This is a genomic window from Streptosporangium sp. NPDC020072, from assembly GCF_040631445.1.
Taxonomy (GTDB): Bacteria; Actinomycetota; Actinomycetes; order Streptosporangiales; family Streptosporangiaceae; genus Streptosporangium.
Genome location: NZ_JBEYAB010000015.1, coordinates 141,422 through 160,506, shown reverse-complemented (window position 1 = coordinate 160,506; position 19,085 = coordinate 141,422). Strand labels below are relative to the sequence as shown.

Here is a 19,085-nt window from a genome sequence, read left to right as displayed (position 1 = left end):
ATGCACGACTCGCGCGCCCGTCCGGTGCGGGGGGCGCAGCCGCTGATCCGGCTCAACGACTTCGGCGTCGTGACACCCCCCGTGCTGGGAGCGTGGACGCCGAGCCGTACGGTCAGCGTCGTCGTCCCCGTCCACCGCAGCCGTACTCTGCCGCTGACCCTGGCCAGCCTGGCCGCGCAGAGCTATCCGAGCCACCTGATGGAGGTCGTCGTCGTGGACGACGGCGCCGAACCTCCGTTGCCGCTGCCCGAGATCGTCCCGGAACGCACCCGCCTCGTGCGCAGCCGTCCCGGCGGGTGGGGGCGCGCCTGGGCCTGCCAGAGCGGGGCCGACGTGGCCGAGGGCGAGGTCATCCACTGGCTCGACGCCGACATGGTCCTCTTCCGCGAACAGGTCGAGGCGCAGATGCGCTGGCACCATCTGGCCGACTACCTCACCGTGCTCGGCACGTTCAAGATGGTCGCGACCTGGGACCCGGGCCTCACCCCGGCCGAGGTGCACGCCGCGGTGAGCGCGGGCACCACGGAGAAACTCTTCGAGGACGCCTCCCCGGAGGACGCGGGGGACACAGGGGGTACAGGGGGCGCGGAGAGCAACGTCACCGACACCTGGACCAGCGAGTACATCGAGCGGACCGCCGGGCTTCGGGAGGCGCGCTTCGAGGCCTTCAAGGTGCACGTCGGCGCCAGCGCGTCCCTGCCCGCCTCCCTGCTGCGCCGCGCCGGGGGGATGGACACCTCCCTGGTCCTGGCCGAGGACACCGAACTCGGCTACCGCCTCGCGCAGGCCGGCACCGTCTTCGTCGCCGACCGGGAGTCCCGCAGCCGCCACCTGGGCGCCTCCACGGTGATGCGCAGGGAGCAGGAGGTCAAACGGCACAACTGGGTCTTCCTGGCCAACCGGGTGCCGACCTTCAGGTGGCTGCGCAAACCCCCGGTCAGGCAGTGGGCGGTGCCGTACGTCGAGGTCGTGGTCGAGGTGGGGGACGCCTCCTACGAGCAGGTCCGCGCCACGGTCGACGGGTTCCTGCGCGGCTCGGTCGCCGACGTCAGGATCGCCGTCGCCGGGCCGTGGTCCGCCCTGCGGGACGGGCGCCGCGCGCCCCTGGACGACCCGACCGTCGACCTGCGGCTCGTCCACGAGCTCTACACGCACGAGAGGCGTGTCGAACTCGTGGAGAGCGTGGCGGAGAGCGCCTTCCCCGCCCCCTTCAGATTCGCCTGCCCCCCGGGCTGGGTGCCCGCGGCCGACTGCCTGACCCGTCTCGTACGGCTGGCCGACGACAACGGCTACGGGCTGGTCTCCCTGGCGCTGGCCGAACGGAGCGACACGGGAGCGGGCGGGGTGGTGGCCGCCAGGCTCGAAAGGACGGCCGCCTTCGGCCGCGCCGGACTGCTCGCCGAGCGGGGCGGCGGCCCCGAACTGGAGGACCTCGTCGAGGCCACCTTCGGCACGCAGTGGCTCGACGGGGAGACCTGGGGCCTGCTGCCGATGGAACGGGCCGAGGAGAAGAAGCCCGCCAAAGCCTCCGCCAAAGCCTCCGCCAAGACCTCCGCCAAGGCGAAACGGCGCAAGCGGAAGAGGACCCGGCTGCGGGCCGTACTCGCCCGCACCCCCGCCCGGGGGCTGTACCGCTTCCTCAGCAGGGCCGCCAGGAAGGCGCTGACCGTCGCGGGCATCCGCCGTAGCAGGCACTCCCGCTCCCGTGGCGGGAGCCGTCCGGGATGAGAACCGGGCAGACGACATTCAACCGGGCAGGCCGGAATGCCGGATCCCGTCCACTCCAGCCATGGGAGTCCACACCATGCCAGCTCTGAGTGTGATCGTTCCGATCTACGACGTGGAGCCGTACCTCGCGGCCTGCCTGGAATCACTCGCCTGCCAGACCTGGCGGGACATCGAGGTCGTCATGGTCGACGACGGGTCCCCCGACGCGGGCGCGGAGATCGCCGCGCGGTTCGCCGAACGGGACGGGCGCTTCCTGCTGGTGCGCCAGGCGAACGCCGGGCTCGGCGCGGCGCGCAACGCGGGACTGCGGGCCGCCTCGGGGGAACTGTTCGCCTTCGTCGACAGCGACGACATGCTTCCGCCGTACGCGCTGGAGACCATGGCGGTCACCCTCGCCGAGAGCGGTTCCGACCTTGTCACGGGCAACGTGCACCGGTTCAACGGCAGGGGAGCCTGGCAGTCGAACATGCACCGCGACGCCTTCGCCGAGCGTCTCGCCCGCACCCACGTCACCCGCGCGCAGGTCCTGCTGCGGGACCGCCTGGTCACCAACAAGCTGTGGCGGCGCTCGTTCTGGGAGAAGCACGGGCTGCGCTTCCCCGAGGGCGTGCTCTACGAGGACACCTCGGTCGCCCTGCCCGCCCACTTCCTCGCCGAGGCCGTGGACGTGCTCGCCCGCCCGATCTACCTGTGGCGGGAGCGGGACGGTGACTCCCTGTCCATCACCCAGGACCGCGCGCACGTCAGGGGCGTCGAGGACCGCTTCGCCTCGGTGCGCGCCGTACGGGACTTCCTGCTCACCACCGGGCGCGCCAGGCACGTGCCCGCCTGGGACCTGACCGTCCTCGACGGCGACCTGCCGGTCTTCCTGCCCGCGCTGGAACGGGGCGGGGAGGACTTCCGGCGGCGCTTCCTCGACCTGGCGCGCGAGTATCTCGACGACGCGGGGCCGAAGGTCTTCGCGCGGCTGCCCGCGCAGAAACGGGCCCGCTGGCGCCTCGTCCGCGAACGCCGCATGTCCGAACTGATCGAACTCCTCGAATGGGAGCGTACGGCCCCGCCGGACGCCAAGGCGGTCAGGCGCCGCGGCCGTCACCACCTCGCCGCCCCCGTGCCGCTTCCCTCCAGGGTGACCCGGCTGCGCGGCGAACTCGAACCCCGTCAGCGGATCGACGACGTCCGCTGGGAGGCCGGCAGGCTCCACGTGCACGGCCGGGTGACGCTGAGGTACCTCAGCCCGCGCGAACGCAGGCACCAGCACGTGTTCGCCTGGTTCGTCAGGCGGGACACGGGCCGTGGCGTCAGGGTCCCCGTCTCCGTCTTCCCCGCAGACTCGCTGGTCTCCCGCGAGGAACAGGACTGGTGCGGCTTCAGCCTCTCCGTCGACGCGGACGAACTGGCCGCCGGGACGGACTGGCACGTCGACCTGTGGATCGTGCACCGCGGCATGCTCAGGCGGGACCGGCTGCGCAGGCACGGCCCGGTCGAGACGCCGACCGGCCACCACGAGCCACGCCCGGGGGTACGGCTGTGGCCCCACTGGACGGAGTCGGGGGAGTTCCGCGTCCGCGTCGAACGCGACCGGCTCGTGGTCACCGGATGCTCCTTCGACGACGACCGGCTGCTGCTGGCCGGCCACGTCGCCGACGACCCGGGCCCCAACCCCGTGCTGCTGGTCTCCCACGCCGGAGGCGGGGCCGTGCACCGCTTCCCTATCGACGTCATGGGTGAACGCTTCCTGTCCATGGTCGAACTGGGCGAACTGCTGACCTCCCGGCTGCCCGCGCTGCCCGCCTCGAACCCGGAGGCCACGCTCCTCGACGTGCCGGCCGAGTGGCGGATCGAGGTCGAGGGGGCGGGCGCGGGCTCCGTCGCCGCCGACCCCGTGGCCGGGAGCCGCCACAGCCACGCGGGCCGCGACCTCACCGTGGGCCCCTCCCTCTCCGGGGCCCTCGTCCTGCGTGCGCACGCCCACGCCTACCACGTCCTGCGGGCCGAGTGGACGCAGGACGGCGACCTGGAACTGACCGGGACCGCCGCCGGGACGGAACCCGCCCACCTGGTCGTGACCTCACGCAGCCGCTTCGACGAGCACACCTTCCCGCTGCGCGTGTCCTGCGGGCGCTTCACCGTCACGATCACCCCGGGCGAGGTCGCCACCCTCGCCGGACGGCTTCCCCTGCCCGCCGGGGCGTACGGCCTGGCCGTACGGGCGGGAGGGCGTGAACGGCGGCTCCTGTCACGTCTCGGCGGGCCGGTCACCCACACCGGGGCGTGGCGCGAGGTGACCTTCGACACCGGTGGGGACGGCGTGCCCACCCTCACCGTGGGCGGCGACCTGCGCGGCGAGGGACAGGGCGTCAGGGACAGAAGGGTGCTGCGCGACCGGTTCCACGTCCGGCTGCGGGAGGAGGAGCCGCTGCGTGAGGCCGTCCTCTTCGACAGCCGCGCGGGCCGGGGGTTCTGCGGCGACCCCAGGGCGATCTACGAGGAACTGCGGCGCAGGGGGACCGCCCTTGAGTTCCTCTGGCACGTCAGGGACCGTCAGGTGACGCTGCCGGAGACGGTCACGCAGGTCGCGACCTCGACCCGCGAGCACTTCGAGGCGCTGGCGACCTGCAGGTACGTGGTCACCGACGGCTCACTGCCCAGGTGGTTCCGGCGAAGACCGGGACAGGTGGTCGTGCAGACCTGGCCCGGGGCCACCCCCAAACGGGTCGGCTTCGGCATCGACAGGGGGCCGCTGGCCGCGCCGATCCACATGGAACGGCTGACCAGGGAGGTCGGGCAGTGGACCCACCTGGTCACGCAGGGACCGTGGAGCACCCGGGTCCTGCGTGAGGCCTTCCGCTTCGAGGGGGAGGTGCTGGAGACCGGCAGCCCCCGCGACGACGCCCTGGCCCGCCCCGGCTCCGCTGTCCCCGGCTCCGTGGCGCTCGATCCCGGGGCACCCCTCGGCCTGGTGGTGCCTCCGGAACCCATGACACCCCCCGGTCCCGGGGCCTCCGGCTCCGCGGTCTCCGGGCTCGTGGCCTCCGGTGCCTGTGGTCCCACGGCCTCTGGTCCTGCCGCCCTTGGTGCCGCCGCGGCCGTCAGGGAACGGCTCGGCCTGCCCGAGGGCAAGAAGGTCGTGCTGTACGCGCCGACCTGGCGCGACGACAGGTACCACGGCAAGGGCCGTTCCCGTTTCGACCTGCGTCTCGACCTGTACCGTCTGTGGCGCGCCCTCGGCGACGACCACGTGGTCATGGTGCGCAGGCACCCCAACACCTTCGACCGGATTCCCCGGGCCGGGACGGGGTTCGTCCTGGACGTCACGGCCTATCCCGACATCCGGGACCTCTACCTGGTCGCCGACGTGCTCGTCACCGACTACTCCTCGGCGATGTTCGACTTCGCGATCACCGGACGGCCCATCCTGCTGTACACCTACGACTTCGAGCACTACCGGGACGAGGTACGCGGCTTCTCCTTCGACCTGGAGTCCCTGGCCCCCGGGCCGTTGCTGCGCACGACGCGGGAGGTGGCGGCGGCCGTACGCGACCTCGACGGGGTGCGGGCCGAGTACGGCGAGCGCTACCGCGCCTTCGTGACGGACCTCCGGCCCCCGGCCGACGGCGCGGCCGCCGCCAGACTCGTGGACAACCTCTTCGGCCACCGCCCGGAGATCGACATCCCCCGCCAAACCCGAAAGGCCATCCACGAACGCCCCTCGTGACGGCTCGGAACGGGTGGGCTCCCGGCGATGTGAAGAGTCGGCAGGAGGAGGGAAAAATCACCCGATGACCGATCCCACAGTCCCGGCCGCGTCGTCCACCTGGGTCGAGCCGGAGATCTACTACGCCGGGCTGGCCACCGTGCACGTCGCCGCCGGTGCCCTCATCACCGACGAGAACGGGCATGTCCTGCTGGTCAAGCCCAACTACCAGCCCTACTGGCTGGTCCCCGGGGGGATGGCCGAGGAGGGCGAGGCCCCGGAGGACGCCTGTGTCCGCGAACTCGACGAGGAACTCGGGATCTCCATCCGGCTCGGCCGGCTCCTGACCGTGGACTGGGCGCCGCCGTACGGGTATCGCACGCGTCCCCTCGTCCACCTGTTGTTCGACGGCGGAACGCTGAGGGACACCCCCATCCGCCTGCAGACCGCCGAACTCGACGACCACGCCTTCGTGCCCGTGGACAGGGCCGTCACGATGCTGTCCTCCGCCACGGCGGCCCGGATCCCCGCGGCGCTCGCCGCCCGCGAGCGGCACACCACCGTCTACCGGCCAACCGGCGTCTGAACGGGCTGAAAGCCCCCGAGGTTCGAGGGCTTTCAGCGGCGCGTCGGAAGGTCAGGGGCCGGAGCCGCCCTTCCCGGCTCCGTCGGACAGGGCGGTCTAGCGGGAGAAGGCCTGGAACTCGGCGGCCCTGAGCTGGTCCCGCAGGGGGCTGGCGGTGGCGCAGTCGGTCGAGGAGTTGGGGTCGTTGTCCTGCTCACCGGCGTAGAGCGGGTTGCCGGTGCACTGGGACGAGACGGCCCGCAGGGTCAGGTGGGTCGCGGTGGTCGCGGGGATGCGGAAGGACTTGATGATCAGGTCCGAGGCGCGGGGACGCGGCAGACGGGTCTGGAAGGCGTCGGCGGGGCTGGTGTAGACGACCGAGTACGACGCGGGGGAGGAGCAGTCCTTCCTGGTCGCGTCGCAGGCCAGCACCTCGAAGGCGCGCAGGGCGCTGAAGCGGTTCTGGCCGCCGGGGTCGGCGGGGTCGTTGACGTTGGGCCGCAGCAGGGAGCTGACCTGGACCCTGCGGATCGTGACCGGCGCGGTCCCGGCCAGGTCCACGGTCACCGACCTGCCCTTGACCGGCCCGGTGAGCGAGGCCCAGTCGGTCGCCTCGGTCTCGTCGATCAGCTTGGCCTGGTTCACGCCGTCGCCCGAGGCCGTCGCGCCCAGGGCGGCGGAGGCGTGGTTGCGCCCCAGGACCGACGGCACGGCCAGCGTCCTGCCGGGCCGTACGGTCAGCTTGAGGCGGGTGTGGCCGAAGCCCTCACCGACCACGAGGAAGCCGTAGGTGCCGGGGGTCAGCTCCGCGGTGTCGCCGAGCGGGGTCGCCGGGTCGGTGTCGGCCACCGGTACGGCGCGGCCCTCGTAGTCGCCGACGTACAGGCGCAGCTTGGCGTCCCCGGCGCCGACGAGCGGGCCGAGCCGTACCTTGCCGTTCCTGCCCTCGGGGTCGACGAAGCTGGGCGTCGGGTCGGGGTCGCCGGGGCCGTTGCTCGCCGCGCCCTTGCCGAGGCCGTGCTCGGCGAAGGCCCGCCACATGATGTCCTTGTCCCTGCCGCCGAAGCGGATGGCGTCGGCCGCCAGCAGCGCGTCACGGTGGTCGACGTAGCTGACCGACCCGGAGGCCATCAGCAGCAGCGCGTCGAAGGAGACCTGCGCCCAGCGCCGGTTGCCCGGGCAGTGGTTGACGGACAGGACGCCGTCGGCGCAGGCCCGCTGCTGGGCCGGGACGCCCTTGCCGTACTTGTCGACGAAGGCCTGGCGCACGTCGTACTGGGTGGCGGTCCAGATCTCACCGTCGGCGTGCACCTGCTGTCCGACCAGGTCGTAGGCGATGTCGCTGTAGTTGAGCGGTGACTTCGACATGTCGTAGTTGCGGATTCCGGCCTTCTTGTCGCCGGTGACGTAGCCACCCGTGACGTACGGCGTGTCGCCCGCGGGGCGGAAGCCGTTCTCGAAGAGGTACTCCATGGCGAACAGGTCGGAGGTGCTCTCGTTCATGGCACCCGCCTGGGCGCCGCTCCACCCGGCGTCAGGGCCGCCGACCATGCGGCCGGAGATGGCGTGGGTGTACTCGTGCCCGATCACCGACATGTCGTAGTCGCCGTCCACGCACGGCGCGTAGAACGAACCCGCGATGGGCTGCCAGAGGTACATGTTGGTGATCGGCGCGAGCCCGTCGGGGCCGGTGATCTGGTTGGCGTTGTCGCGGACGGTGAGGTCCCTGGCACCCGCCTGGGCGTTGCCCTGCTCGGGGTCGCCGCCGAGGCCGCCGCGGTCGCCGTTGTCGCTCTGCATGTTCCACGCGGTCTCGGTGAAACCGAGCTTGTAGGACCAGTCGTGCATCCGGTTGTGCATGACGTGCAGGTTCGCGATGGCCGCTTCGAGGTCGGCCTCGCCGGGCCGGTCGAAGGTCGCCGGATCGCACTTGGCCTTGTACCACGTGTTGGTCCACGGGTAGGCGTACTCGCGGGAGGGCGTGGCCACGTTGCTGCGGGTGCCGACGGTGTAGGGATCGTTGCTGGCGCGGTTCTCGAAGGTCTTGGCGGAGTTGCCGACGCTGGTGCCGCTCGGCGTGCCCGTGGCGTGGTCCACGTCCCAGGCCTTGCCGGTCGCGGCGTCGCCGACGGGCGCCTGGTCACAGCCGGGACCGGGCCTGTAACACCAGGTCACCCGGTTGTCGGTCGAGGAGTAGTCGGCCGGAGGGTTGGCGGTGAAGCCCTTCCAGCGCGGGTCGTCCGGCTGGAAGGCGTGGTCGACCAGGTTCTCGCGGGTGAGGATCTCGCCGCTGACCGCGTCCACGTGGGTGGTGTAGGCGGCGGCCTCACCCTGGCCGCCACCGATGAGGGTGACCTGGAAGGCGCTGTGCGTGCCGTCGGGGGCGGGCACCGCGACGAGGGTGACCTTCTTCACGCTCGCGGTGGCCAGGTCGATCGCGCCGTCGGCGGCGGCGACCTCAAGCGCCCGCCGCTCGGTGATCCTCGCGGCGGGCGGCGCCGCGCTCGAACGGGCCAGGGTCGAGGTGACGTGCAGGACCTTGCCGTCCACCACGCCGATCGCGACCTGCCCGTCCACACCGGCGGGCAGGCCACCGAACCGCTGCCGGAGCAGTACGGCGTGGCCGTCCCCGATGGGGTTGGCCGCGACCTTCTCCAGGGCGTCCACCTCCTCGGCGGACAGGCCGAAGAGCGGTTCGTTGGCCTTGAGGTAGGCGCGGGCGGCCTGCTCGGGGTCGGCGCCGAGACCCTCGGCGAGCGGTACGACCCCCGCGGCCGTGTCCAGCGCGCCGGTGACGACGGCCGGGGTGCCCAGGGAGTTCCAGCGGATCGTCGCCCCCGCGGCCTTGGCCAGCGAGGCGGGCGGGGCCACGGTGCCCCTGCGGTTGTCCAGGTCGGGCTTCTCGTGCTCCTCGGCCTGGAAGTCGTGCGTTCCCTGGGCCTGCCCGCCGGGCTTTTCCTGGGCGAGTCCCGGGAGGGGGAGTGCGAGCGCCGCTGTCGCGGCGGCTATGACGGTGATGCGTAACCAGGGTTTGGTCGACACCGATCCTCCTGCGCAGAGTTGGCCGTCGTTGGCCATGCGGCACGTGGGTCACGTGCGTTGCGCAAGAGGTAACACCCCCCGAAGTGGCCTGACAAGATCTTGTAAAGGGGGATATGTCCGTGTAAAAGCACGTCCCGGCGGGGCCGTGAAAGCACGGCCGGCACGCCCCGGGGGAAGGCCGGGGCGTGCCGCCGTACCGTCAGTCGAACGGGATCCAGGACCGCTCGGCGAGGCCGTCCATGGCGTTGACCTTCACGCCCTGCTCGGAGAACGTCCACAGGCCGTCGCCGATGACGACCGCGCGGCGGACGGTCGGGTCGAACAGGATCGGCTCACCCTTCTTCACGGGCTTCGGCTTGGGGTGGACGACGGTCCCCGTCCTGGTGACGGCGGAGTCGTCGATCTTGAGGACCAGCGCGGAGCCGGTGGTGTTCGCCGTACCGTCCCAGGTGTTCAGCGGCAGCACCGCCATGCCCGTCTTGGCCCAGTACAGGAAGGCGTGCGGGTCCCACTCGGCCTCCGAGCCGGAGTCCTTCTGGAACATCTGCGACAGACGACGCGGGTTGGCCGGGTCGCTCACGTCGAAGAGCGAGACCTGGGTGCCGAGCGTACGGCCCTCGGTGTTCGCCTCCTGGCCGATGCCGATCAGCCGTCCGTCACCGGCGGGGTGCAGGTAGGCGGAGTAACCGGTGATCTTCAGCTCGCCGGTCTTCCTCGGGTTGGCCGGGTCGCTCAGGTCGAGCGTGTAGAGCGGGTCGACCTGCTTGAAGGTGACCACGTAGCCGACCGGGCCGATGAACCTGACCGAGTAGATCCGCTCGCCGTCGCCCAGGCCGCCGATCTCGCCGACCTTGGCCAGCGTGTCGTCCTTCAGGACGTGGACGGTGCTCGAACTGTTCTCGGCGGAGCGGAAGACGGTGGAGTTCGTGGTCGTCGCGACCCGCAGGTGCCCCTGGTACTCCGACATGGCGTACTGGTTGATCAGCCGTCCCGACACCTTCCCCGAGGCGACGTAACGGGGTGCTCCCGGCGCACTGATGTCGAACCGGTGGATCTCGGTCTCCTCCGGCGGCTGCTTCGGCGTCTCCTCAGGGGTGGGAGTCGGGTCGGCCGACGGATCGACCGGGGGAGCCGACGGGTCCTCCTGCGTCGGCTCGACCTGCGGAGCCTGCGCGGAGCCGCTCTCGGCCGGGGTGCCGGTCGGAGCGTCCTCCATCGGGACGACGTCGTCGATCGGCCTCGGCCACCACCACCAGCGCGGGTTGCTGGCCACGTACAGGCTGGTGCCGGTGCCGTACACCGTGTCGCCGTCGGCGGCGACGCTGATCGGCGCGGTGTCGGCGAGCCCCTGGGACAGGTCGAGGGTGTGCACGGTCAGCAGCGAGGTGCCGGTGTAGTCGTCGGGGTGGCTGACCCGCTCACAGCCGACCGACTTCTTGACGGAGACGCCCTTGGCGTCGGCCGTCTCGAACGTCGGCAGCCACGCCGTGATCGGCGCGCCGTTGACGGTCGCCCTGTTCTTCAGGGTCCTCTCCTGCTCGGAGAGCTTGGGGCCCAGGTCGGGGAAGGGGATGTCGGGCTGGCTGCGGACCACGATCCGCACCGTCGAGCCGATCATCCTGGCGTCCACGTGCGAGCCGTTCGGGGTCAGCGAGCCGATGACCTTCGGCTCCCCGGACAGGTCGACGAGCACGTAACGCGGTCCCGGGCTCGGCGCCTGCTTGGCCACGGCGCCGTAGGGGATGATCCCGCCTCCGGAGAAGAGCACCAGCGCCCTGTCCCCGCTGACCAGCAGGTCGGCCGGGGCCCACGACTGCTCGGGGCTGACCAGCTTGAGCGTTCCGGTGATCTTCTTGGTCGCGGCGTCGATCACCCGCAGCACCCCGCGGTTCACCGTGATCACCCGGTTGCCGTCGGTCTTGACCATGTCGGGTTCGTCGACCCCGGCCTCGTGGGTGTTCGTGGTCGAGTGCTCCTGGTTCGCCTGGTCCTGCCCCGACCCGATGGCCTTGGCCTCGGCGACGTCGGAACGGGCGTACATGATCTGCGGCCCCCCGAACCCCCACGGACCGACCTGCTTGGCCGCCGCGGCCCGCAGCCCGGCCAGCATGTCGTCGCAGCCGCTGTAGGAGACCAGTTTGACCTTCCCCAGCTCCACGACCGGTGCCGTACGGCTCTCCCCGTCCGCCGACCCCGTCGAACCGCTGCACCCCGTGGTGAACAGCGCGGCGGCGAGAGTGACGGCGCCCGCCGTACGAATGGATGTCCTCATGCCCCCTACACGGATCGTCATCGCGTCCGGTTCATGCCATTACCGCCCGGTAGTCAGCGGCGGTCACCCGGAATACTCTTCGAACATGGCTGTCACTGTCGGTGTGAACCGGACCCTCGACCCGGCGATGATCGCACGCATCGTTCAGCAGGTGACCTCCGGTGGAGGGAAACGGACGATCGTCGCGCCGTTCACCGAGGAACCCCTCGCGGACATGCCCGTCTCGACCGCGCAGGACGTCCGCGCCGCGTACGCCAAGGCCCGCGCGGCCCAGCGGGAGTGGGCCGCGCTGCCGGTGCACGAGCGGGCCAGGCCGTTCCTGCTGCTGCACGACGCCATCCTCGACCGGCGCGAGGAGATCCTCGACGTGGTCCAGTGGGAGACCGGCAAGGCCCGCAGGCACGCCTTCGAGGAGGTGCTCGACGTCGCGGGCTGCACGCTCCACTACGTACGGCGCGCGCCCGCCCTCCTCGCCCCCCGGCGCAGGGCGGGCATCTTCCCCATGGCGACCAAGGTGACCGAGACCCGCCACCCCAAGGGCGTCGTGGCGCTGATCTCCCCGTGGAACTACCCCCTGTCCCTCGGGGTGACCGACCTCGTCCCCGCCCTGCTCGCGGGCAACGCCGTGGTCCACAAGCCCGACACCCAGACCGCCCTGTCCACGCTGTGGACGATCGACCTGCTCGTCTCCCTCGGGATGCCCCGCGACATCTGGCAGGTCGTCCTCGGCGAGCCTGACGAGGTCGGCGACCCGCTGATCGCCGAGGCCGACTACGTGGCGTTCACCGGCTCGACCCGGGGCGGCAGAAAGATCGCCGAGGCCGCCGCCTCCCGGCTGGTCGGCTGCTCCCTCGAACTCGGCGGCAAGAACCCGATGATCGTGCTCGACGACGCCGACCTCGACGTGGCCGCCCAGGGCGCGCTGCGCGCCTGCTTCACCAACGCCGGGCAGCTGTGCATCTCCATCGAACGGCTCTACGTCCACGACGCCGTGTACGACGCCTTCGTCGACCGGTTCGTCCGCCAGACCAGGAACATGAAGCTCGGCTCCGGCCTCGACTGGGCCGTGCAGATGGGCTCGCTCACCTCCCGCCGCCAGCTCGACGCCGTCAGCGCCCACGTGGACGACGCCGTCGCCAAGGGAGCCAAGGTCCTCGCCGGAGGAAAGGCGCGCCCCGACCTCGGCCCGCTGTTCTACGAGCCCACGATCCTGACCGGCGTCGAGGACGGCATGGCGCTGTGCCGTGACGAGACCTTCGGCCCCGTCGTCTCCGTCTACCGCGTCGGCGACGAGGAGGAGGCGGTCGAGCGGGCCAACGACACCGCCTACGGCCTCAACGCCTCGATCTGGACCGGGAACCTTGCCCGGGGCCGTGCCCTCGCCGCCCGGGTCAAGGCCGGGACGGTCAACCTCAACGAGGGGTACGGCTCCGCCTACGCCTCCTACGACGCGCCCATGGGGGGCATGAAGTCCTCCGGCCTGGGTCGTCGTCACGGCTCCGAGGGCCTGCTGAAGTTCACCGAGGCGCAGACCATAGCCAGTCAGGCCTCCTGGCTCGGCTTCGAACCCATCCTCGGGATGACCTACGACAAATACGCCGACACCCTGACGAGCCTCCTGAAGACTATGAAGAGGTTCCACCTCAAGTAGGCGGCCGTCAGTCCCGCAGGGCGTGGCGCAGGTCTCCTCGACGCGGTTCACGACATGGCCGTCCGTGCGCGTCAGCGGTGTCCGGCGTTGATGTCGCTCTCCCCGGTAAGGCGCTGCATGCCGGGGCGCGGACGGAAGGGATCCTTCCGGCCAACGCCCAGCGGTTGACGGTCTGTTCGAGAGCGGTAGGTCGTGCGGTGGCACTGCCGCAGATGTCGCCGGTCGGCCTCACCCCGTCGCCGCTCTCACGGCATGTAGCTTGTCGCCGCTGGTGGAGATGTACACGACACCGTCGGCTACCACCGGCCTGTGGATCCCGCCGCCGGTTTCGTAGATCCAGCGTTGCTCGCCGGTGGCCGCGTCCAGGGCGCGCACCACGCTCTCGCCGTCATCGTCGAGATACACCACCCCGTTGGCCACCACCGAATCATCGGGGTAGTAGTCGCCATCGGAGACCTCGTAGGTCCAGCGTCGCTCGCCGGTCACCGCGTCCAGGGCGCGCATGTCGCCCTCGACGTCGCGGACGTACACGACACCGCCGACCGGCGTCACACTGACGTAGGGGCCGCTGGTTTCGGAGATCCAGCGCTGTTCGCCGGTCGCCGCGTCCAGGGCGTACACCCTGGCGCCGCCGACGTACACGACACCGTCGGCCACCATCGGACGGACGTAGAGGCCGAGGCCGATCTCACGGGTCCAGCGTTGTTCGCCGGTGGTCGTGTCCAGTGCGTACACCCTGCCTGTCTCGTCGCTGAAGTACAGGGTGTCGCCGGTCGCCGTCGGGCTGAAGTCGACCCCGGCGCGGTTACGGACTTCGTGGGTCCAGCGTTGCTTGCCGGTGGCCGCGTCCAGGGCGTACACCCTGCCCGCTCCGTCGCCGACGTACACGGCGTCCCCGGCCACCACCGGCCTGAAGCCACCGCCGCCGGTTCCACGGGTCCAGCGTTGCTTGCCGGTGGTCGTGTCCAGTGCGTACACCCTGCCTGTCTCGTCGCTGAAATACAGGGCGTCGCCGGTCGCCGTCGGGCTGAAGCCGACCCTGGCGCGGTTACGGGTGTCATGGGTCCAGCGCCGCTCGCCGGTCACCGCGTCCAGGGCGTACATCCTGCCGTCATCGGTGGTGTACACGACACCCTCGGCCACCACAGGATCGGAATAGCCGACCGCTGAAGGCACACCGGGAAGGTCGTGGGTCCAGCGTGGCTCGCCGGTGGCCGCGTCCAGGGCGTACATCCTGTCCTCGCCGAGGACGTACACCACACCGTCGGCCACCGCCGGAGCGGAGGCCCTGTAGCCGATGTCGTAGGTCCAGGAAGGGGTCATGGTCACGGTCGTCGTCACCGTCCGCCACACGAACCCTGAGACGACGACCAGAGCGCCGATCGCCAGCCCTGTGACCGCCCGCCGCCATCCGCTCCACCGACGCCCGCCTGCACTCTTCATCTCCCGGACCTCACCGCTATCTCTTCTCGGGGGTGCTCGCACGCCTGGAGCCGGCTCTGGCTTCGCGCCCGGCGCGAAGGCTCCGAACGACGCTATGGGCGGGCGCTGGAGAACGGCTTGTCGATCACTGGGACGGTCGTGTTCGTCGACGGACGCCGACCACCGACCCCCTACGGCTCCGGCGAAGTCGACCTGAATGAGAGGATTTCCTGTTGAGCGCTCCGATCGGAAACGGTCGTGCTTTCCGGAAGCCTGGATCGCCGGTGTGCTGAAGCCCGCGTAAATGGCGACCCGGTCAACCGAGGCCGTCAGTCCTCCAGGGCGTACCGCAGGTAGAGATCCGGCCTGGCGAGGAAACGGCGCCAGTGATCGACGACCTGGAGCCGGTCCCACTCGGTCTCCTGGATGCCGTCGTCGCCGAGTTCGAGGATTCGCGCGCCCGGAAGGCTGGAGAGGATCGGCGAGTGGGTGGCGCAGATGATCTGCCCGCCCTCTCCGGCCACCCGGTTCATCAGCGCCATCAGCCGCAGACAGGAGGCGAAGGACAGCGCCGCCTCGGGCTCGTCCATCAGATAGAGCCCGGGGCCGGAGACCATCCGCTCCAAGACGGTGAGGAACCCCTCCCCGTGGGACTGCCGGGTCAGGTCCTGCTCCCAGAAGCCGTACCGGCCGGACACGTTCTGTCCCAGGTTGAACAGTGTCTCAGCCCGGAGGAAGAACACCCGCCGCTTCAGCCTCGGCCCGTGGATGAGCCGCAGTCCCTTCGAGGTCAGCTCGGCGTCGAGCACCTCCCCGAGCGGTGTGGCGGGCCCGGTGCTGGAGTACATGGTGCCCGCCTTGCCGCCCTCCGAGTTGACCCGGCACACATCGGCGACGGCCTCGACGAGTGTCGACTTGCCCGAGCCGTTCTCCCCGACGAGGAAGGTGACCGGCGTGGTCACCTCAAGCCCGTTCTCAACAAGGTGCCGGATGGCGGGTACGGTCCCTGCCCACCCCTCAGGCACCCACCTGGCGGTCAACCGAGTGAGCAACAAGGTCATCCCCTCTCCCCTCGACGCGGCTCACGATATGGCCGTCCGGGCACGTCGGTGACGTCAGGCGTTGAGGAGGGCGTTGATGTCGCTCTCCCGGTAACGGCGCTGCCTGCTGGGAGTGCGGACGGAGGGGATCTTCCCGGTGAGGGCCCATCGGTTGACGGTCTTGGGGTCCACGCCGAAGATGCGGGCCACCTCGCCGGGGGTGAGAAGCCGTTCGGTGGTGTCCGGTCCGGTGGCGAAGGTGCCGTCCGGGGCGACGGCCTTGAGTGGGGACATGGAGGGCTCTCCTTCAGTGGCGGCTTCGGTGGAGGATCTCGTCATGCCGGGCCAGGGCCCTGGCGAGGCGGCGCAGGGACGTACGGCCGAGCATGTCGCGGGCCCCTGCTTCGCGCTGGTGGAGGCGCAGTGGTTCGTAGCGGATGGCCCACCACCGGGGCAGGCCGGGCAGGTGGAGGTACTCGTACCGCCAGCCGGGATGGGTGCTGATCAGCAGGTCGATCAGTCGTCGCTCGTCGTCGGTCATGGTCGTCCTGGTGGGGAGGCGGATTTCGCTCGGCCCGTCATCGTTCGGGTGGGGCTTCCGATCACTCGAACCGTGAGGTCCAGGCGTCTTCGTTCATCCGGGCCATGAGGCCGGAGCCTTCACCCGGCCGGGACTTCCGATCGTCCGGGCCGGGACTTCCGATCGTCCGGGCCGGGACTTCCGATCGTCCGGGCCGGGACTTCTGATCGTCCGGGTCGAGTGGAGCGGTGACGCGAGGGCGGGTGCCAGGCCCGGAGCCGGGGAGCACGGGCCGGGCACCCTGGAGGAGGACCGGCCCCACATACGCGGGGCCGGTGCGCCAGACGGTTCCCCTTCCCCAACGCGCATGGGAGCCGTCTCGCGAGGGTGTGCGGCCCAGGTCCCTCCCACCTGAGCCGCACGTTCATGGGTACGGCGCGCGACGGGTGGGATGACGTTCCACCGCCCGCCGTACCGGCTTCAGGAGCGCAGAAGTCTGCGCAACGTCGTGGACCGACCCGGCATGACGGCCCGGGAGCCCCGGGCGGTTCGAGCCCGCAGGGCGCGGGCGACGGCGACGGCCTGGATGCTCGGCGGCACCGCCGGAGACACCTGGGCGCTCAACTTACGGTCCAGTTCCTCGGCTGACTCGGCCCGCACCAACAGCACCGCCCCGGGGTACGGCCTGCCGGACAGGACACTCCGATAGGCGCTCCACAGCCCGGACCGCGAGCTGTGAAAGACCAGCCAGTCCGGATGAGCCGCCTGCACGGTGTTACAGGCTCGATCGGAAAACTCAGAAACTTGACGAGGTGCCCAGGACGGGAGCATCATGCCGCCCTCCCGTCCGGTGAACGCCGACCATCGGTGGACGCCGTCTCCTCAACGACCGCCACCCCGGAAGGCTCACCCCTCCTGAGGGAAACCTCCGCGCGAACCGGCATCGGGGAGGGCCGGATCGCCCGGATCATCTCCGCCTCTCGCATCCGCTCCTCCAACCCCTCACCGGTGATGTCCTCGACGACCACCGGCCGAGGGTTGTCCCAACCCGCCATCGCGTAGAAGCGGCGATGACCCAGGCTGTAGAGGACGGTCCAGTCCGCCCACGACTGGTTGATCCGTTCAGCCTCAGCGCGGGCCGGGCCGTCCCACACCCGCCGATACACCGGCGCGTACGGCAGGCCGTCCCGATGACGCCCCGTCACGAAGGCACCCCCTCAACGGCGCCCCGGGCCTTCTCCTCCTGCTTGGCCACGGCCTCGCGGACCTCCTCGAAGGTGTCGGCGTCCACCGCCGGCTCCGCCCCGGCCCGCAACGCCGTACGCGGAAAGGCCCGGTTGCGAACGGCCCAGAACCGCCCGGCATCACTGATGATCAGCCGCCACCCCGGGATCGCCGTCGGCTCGGACTTGCCATCGTGCACAGGACCGACCTCCACTGTTCGATTCTTGTGCTGAAAGAAATGGATAGGGAATGCCGCGAATCGCAATGCGCCCCGAACCTCGGTTCGTCAGAAAACGGAAGCCGAACGGAAATTCGGTGCGGCGAATCACACGGTTCGCTACGGCGACGTGGTGTCTTCCTTCTCCAAGAGCCGGGTGAGTGCGAGGGCCGTTTCGGCTTCGATCTCCCGAGGGGAACCCTCTTCGGATGGAAGGGGCCGTATGGCGTACCAGCCGGATGTTTTACGCTTCTCGTCCTGGCCGTACCAGATCCGCCAGTCGGGAAACCGCTCGCGGAGCCGGATCAGATGCTCTTCGTCCTCCTCGCCCCAATAGTGCAGCGAGCTGTTGTCGCGAAAGCCCATGCGCTGAGACTAGGGGGCCGATTCGTTTCTACCCAGGGACGCCATGTAGGGATTCATGGCGAGGGGAAAAGGCGTCGTACATGATGTACGGACCGTAGGTCAGTTGTGTTCGACCCCTTGGAGCAAAATGCGCAATCTGGCATTAAGGCGAGTTTTGCGCTCTACAAGATCATGCACAAGGGTTTCCGCGACCGCCTGATGGCGGAACCATTCAGCGGACAGGTCCAGCGCCCGCGCGGCGGCCTCCTCGGCCTCGTCGGTACGGCGTCGCTCCAGAAATGCCCGGCTCACATCCAGCAGATGACGCCCGTACTGGACCTTGAACAAACCCTGCGGGTTCACGGCCCGAGAGGCTTTCAGCGCCCGGTCGGGCCGATGCGCGGCGGTCATGATGTGGGTGGTCTGGATCGCGACATGTGTGGGTCCGAACGACGTCCAGTAGTCATGCCGGTCGGTTCCAGCCGGGCCGCTGCCGCCGCCGCCATCCTGAGATAGTCCTCCGCGCCGTCCACATCGCCGACGCTTCCGCGCGCGACGGCGGCCTGGAGGACGAGGCCTCCCCAGACGGCGATCTGCTCCGGCGCCGCCCTCGACATCGAAGGCTCCACGGCGTCGGCGGCACGCATGGCGAGGCGCTCCGACTCGTCCGCCCGACCTTGGTGCAGCATCACCCAGCAGTAGACCCCGTATTGGGTGGCCAGGCGCCATTCGTCGCTTCCCGCCCGAGCCGCCTGGATCGCGCGTTCGGCAGCGATGGCCGCCGCGTCGTCGCGGCCGGTGTGCACCAGGACCGACCCGGCGAGTTGCCAGGCGTGAGACAGCGGAGCGGCCGCCGCCGGGTCCGTAGCCTCAAGCAGGCGACATTCGTTGATCAACCCTGGCAGCTCGGCGGCGAGAACCCCGAACTCGCCACCGAAGTAGGCACCGTACGCCCTTTCGATCAGCCGCCAGAGTTCCGCCAGGGACGTCGGCTCACCGTCATGATCAGGATGAAGCTCAAACAGGTCGGGACTGATGACCGCGTCCCGCACCGCCAGCGCCGAAGCCCCCGGAACGCGATCCAGCCGCGAGGACTTCCCGGCGATGACACCCGGGTCGATGTCGAGGGCTCGTGCCAGTTTCACCATCGACGCCCACGACATGGACTCACGCACGTCGCGTTCCAGCATCGAGATCAGATCCACGCTGACACCCGCGCGGCGCGCGAGCTCGGCCTGGGTGTAGCCACGGTTGAGGCGGTTGGCTTGCAGACGTTGTCCGACTGTCGTGCTGACGTCACTCAAGGCACTGCACCTTCCTCACGATGTCGCAATTTCAGGTTATGACGTGAGGTGGTTCCCG

16 protein-coding genes are annotated in these 19,085 nt (G+C 70.3%); 4 read left to right on the top strand and 12 right to left on the bottom strand.

Translation table 11 applies throughout. The features are described from left to right. From ABZ470_RS32440 to ABZ470_RS32430, 3 genes are all read left to right on the top strand, one after another. Nucleotides 1-1,728 carry a glycosyltransferase gene (locus ABZ470_RS32440; protein ID WP_362916231.1) on the top strand — a complete coding sequence of 576 codons (1,728 nt, stop codon included), beginning with the start codon at nucleotides 1-3 and terminating at the stop codon, nucleotides 1,726-1,728. 76 nt (nucleotides 1,729-1,804) lie between these two features. Then, a complete protein-coding gene (locus tag ABZ470_RS32435) occupies nucleotides 1,805-5,446 on the top strand; it encodes a CDP-glycerol glycerophosphotransferase family protein (protein WP_362916229.1) in 3,642 nt (1,213 codons plus the stop codon). A 64-nt stretch (nucleotides 5,447-5,510) separates the two neighbouring features. Beyond that, nucleotides 5,511-6,011: an NUDIX hydrolase gene (locus tag ABZ470_RS32430; protein ID WP_362916227.1), complete on the top strand. Its 501-nt coding sequence runs from the start codon at nucleotides 5,511-5,513 to the stop codon at nucleotides 6,009-6,011. A 96-nt stretch (nucleotides 6,012-6,107) separates the two neighbouring features. On the opposite strand, the gene ABZ470_RS32425 is transcribed toward ABZ470_RS32430, so the two are convergent. Both ABZ470_RS32425 and ABZ470_RS32420 read right to left on the bottom strand, forming a co-directional pair. Next, nucleotides 6,108-9,032 carry a M36 family metallopeptidase gene (locus ABZ470_RS32425; protein WP_362916225.1) on the bottom strand — a complete coding sequence of 975 codons (2,925 nt, stop codon included), beginning with the start codon at nucleotides 9,030-9,032 and terminating at the stop codon, nucleotides 6,108-6,110. Between the two features lie 199 nt (nucleotides 9,033-9,231). After that, a complete protein-coding gene (locus ABZ470_RS32420) occupies nucleotides 9,232-11,304 on the bottom strand; it encodes a beta-propeller domain-containing protein (RefSeq protein ID WP_352010149.1) in 2,073 nt (690 codons plus the stop codon). Nucleotides 11,305-11,389: 85 nt separating this feature from the next. Here ABZ470_RS32420 and ABZ470_RS32415 point away from each other — a divergent pair, with 85 nt between their 5' ends. Next, complete coding sequence (locus ABZ470_RS32415) at nucleotides 11,390-12,955, top strand: succinic semialdehyde dehydrogenase (protein WP_362916223.1); 1,566 nt, start codon at nucleotides 11,390-11,392, stop codon at nucleotides 12,953-12,955. Nucleotides 12,956-13,183: 228 nt separating this feature from the next. Here the strand turns inward: ABZ470_RS32415 and ABZ470_RS32410 are convergent, their stop codons facing one another. From ABZ470_RS32410 to ABZ470_RS32365, 10 genes are all read right to left on the bottom strand, one after another. Further along, a complete protein-coding gene (locus ABZ470_RS32410) occupies nucleotides 13,184-14,398 on the bottom strand; it encodes a PQQ-binding-like beta-propeller repeat protein (protein ID WP_362916221.1) in 1,215 nt (404 codons plus the stop codon). Between the two features lie 308 nt (nucleotides 14,399-14,706). Then, nucleotides 14,707-15,438, bottom strand: coding sequence for an AAA family ATPase (locus tag ABZ470_RS32405; protein WP_362916219.1), 732 nt, complete (start codon nucleotides 15,436-15,438; stop codon nucleotides 14,707-14,709). Nucleotides 15,439-15,492: 54 nt separating this feature from the next. Continuing rightward, on the bottom strand, nucleotides 15,493-15,711 hold the full coding sequence (locus ABZ470_RS32400; RefSeq protein WP_352010139.1) for a BldC family transcriptional regulator: 219 nt from the start codon (nucleotides 15,709-15,711) through the stop codon (nucleotides 15,493-15,495). Nucleotides 15,712-15,724: 13 nt separating this feature from the next. Further along, complete coding sequence (locus tag ABZ470_RS32395; protein WP_362916217.1) at nucleotides 15,725-15,958, bottom strand: hypothetical protein; 234 nt, start codon at nucleotides 15,956-15,958, stop codon at nucleotides 15,725-15,727. Nucleotides 15,959-16,417: 459 nt separating this feature from the next. After that, a complete protein-coding gene (locus ABZ470_RS32390) occupies nucleotides 16,418-16,708 on the bottom strand; it encodes a hypothetical protein (protein WP_362772982.1) in 291 nt (96 codons plus the stop codon). A gap of 59 nt (nucleotides 16,709-16,767) precedes the next feature. Then, entirely contained in the window at nucleotides 16,768-17,142 is a 375-nt protein-coding gene (locus ABZ470_RS32385; RefSeq protein ID WP_362916215.1) for a hypothetical protein, read from the bottom strand. Continuing rightward, nucleotides 17,139-17,360, bottom strand: coding sequence for a hypothetical protein (locus ABZ470_RS32380; protein ID WP_362772976.1), 222 nt, complete (start codon nucleotides 17,358-17,360; stop codon nucleotides 17,139-17,141). Before ABZ470_RS32380 ends, ABZ470_RS32385 begins: the two co-directional genes overlap by 4 nt. 138 nt (nucleotides 17,361-17,498) lie before the next feature. Next, nucleotides 17,499-17,744 (bottom strand): hypothetical protein, encoded by a 246-nt coding sequence (locus ABZ470_RS32375; protein ID WP_362916213.1) that lies wholly within the window; start codon nucleotides 17,742-17,744, stop codon nucleotides 17,499-17,501. 99 nt (nucleotides 17,745-17,843) lie between these two features. Continuing rightward, entirely contained in the window at nucleotides 17,844-18,134 is a 291-nt protein-coding gene (locus ABZ470_RS32370) for a hypothetical protein (RefSeq protein WP_362916211.1), read from the bottom strand. Beyond that, nucleotides 18,131-19,027 carry a helix-turn-helix domain-containing protein gene (locus tag ABZ470_RS32365; protein ID WP_362916210.1) on the bottom strand — a complete coding sequence of 299 codons (897 nt, stop codon included), beginning with the start codon at nucleotides 19,025-19,027 and terminating at the stop codon, nucleotides 18,131-18,133. Before ABZ470_RS32365 ends, ABZ470_RS32370 begins: the two co-directional genes overlap by 4 nt. Nucleotides 19,028-19,085 lie beyond the last annotated feature (58 nt).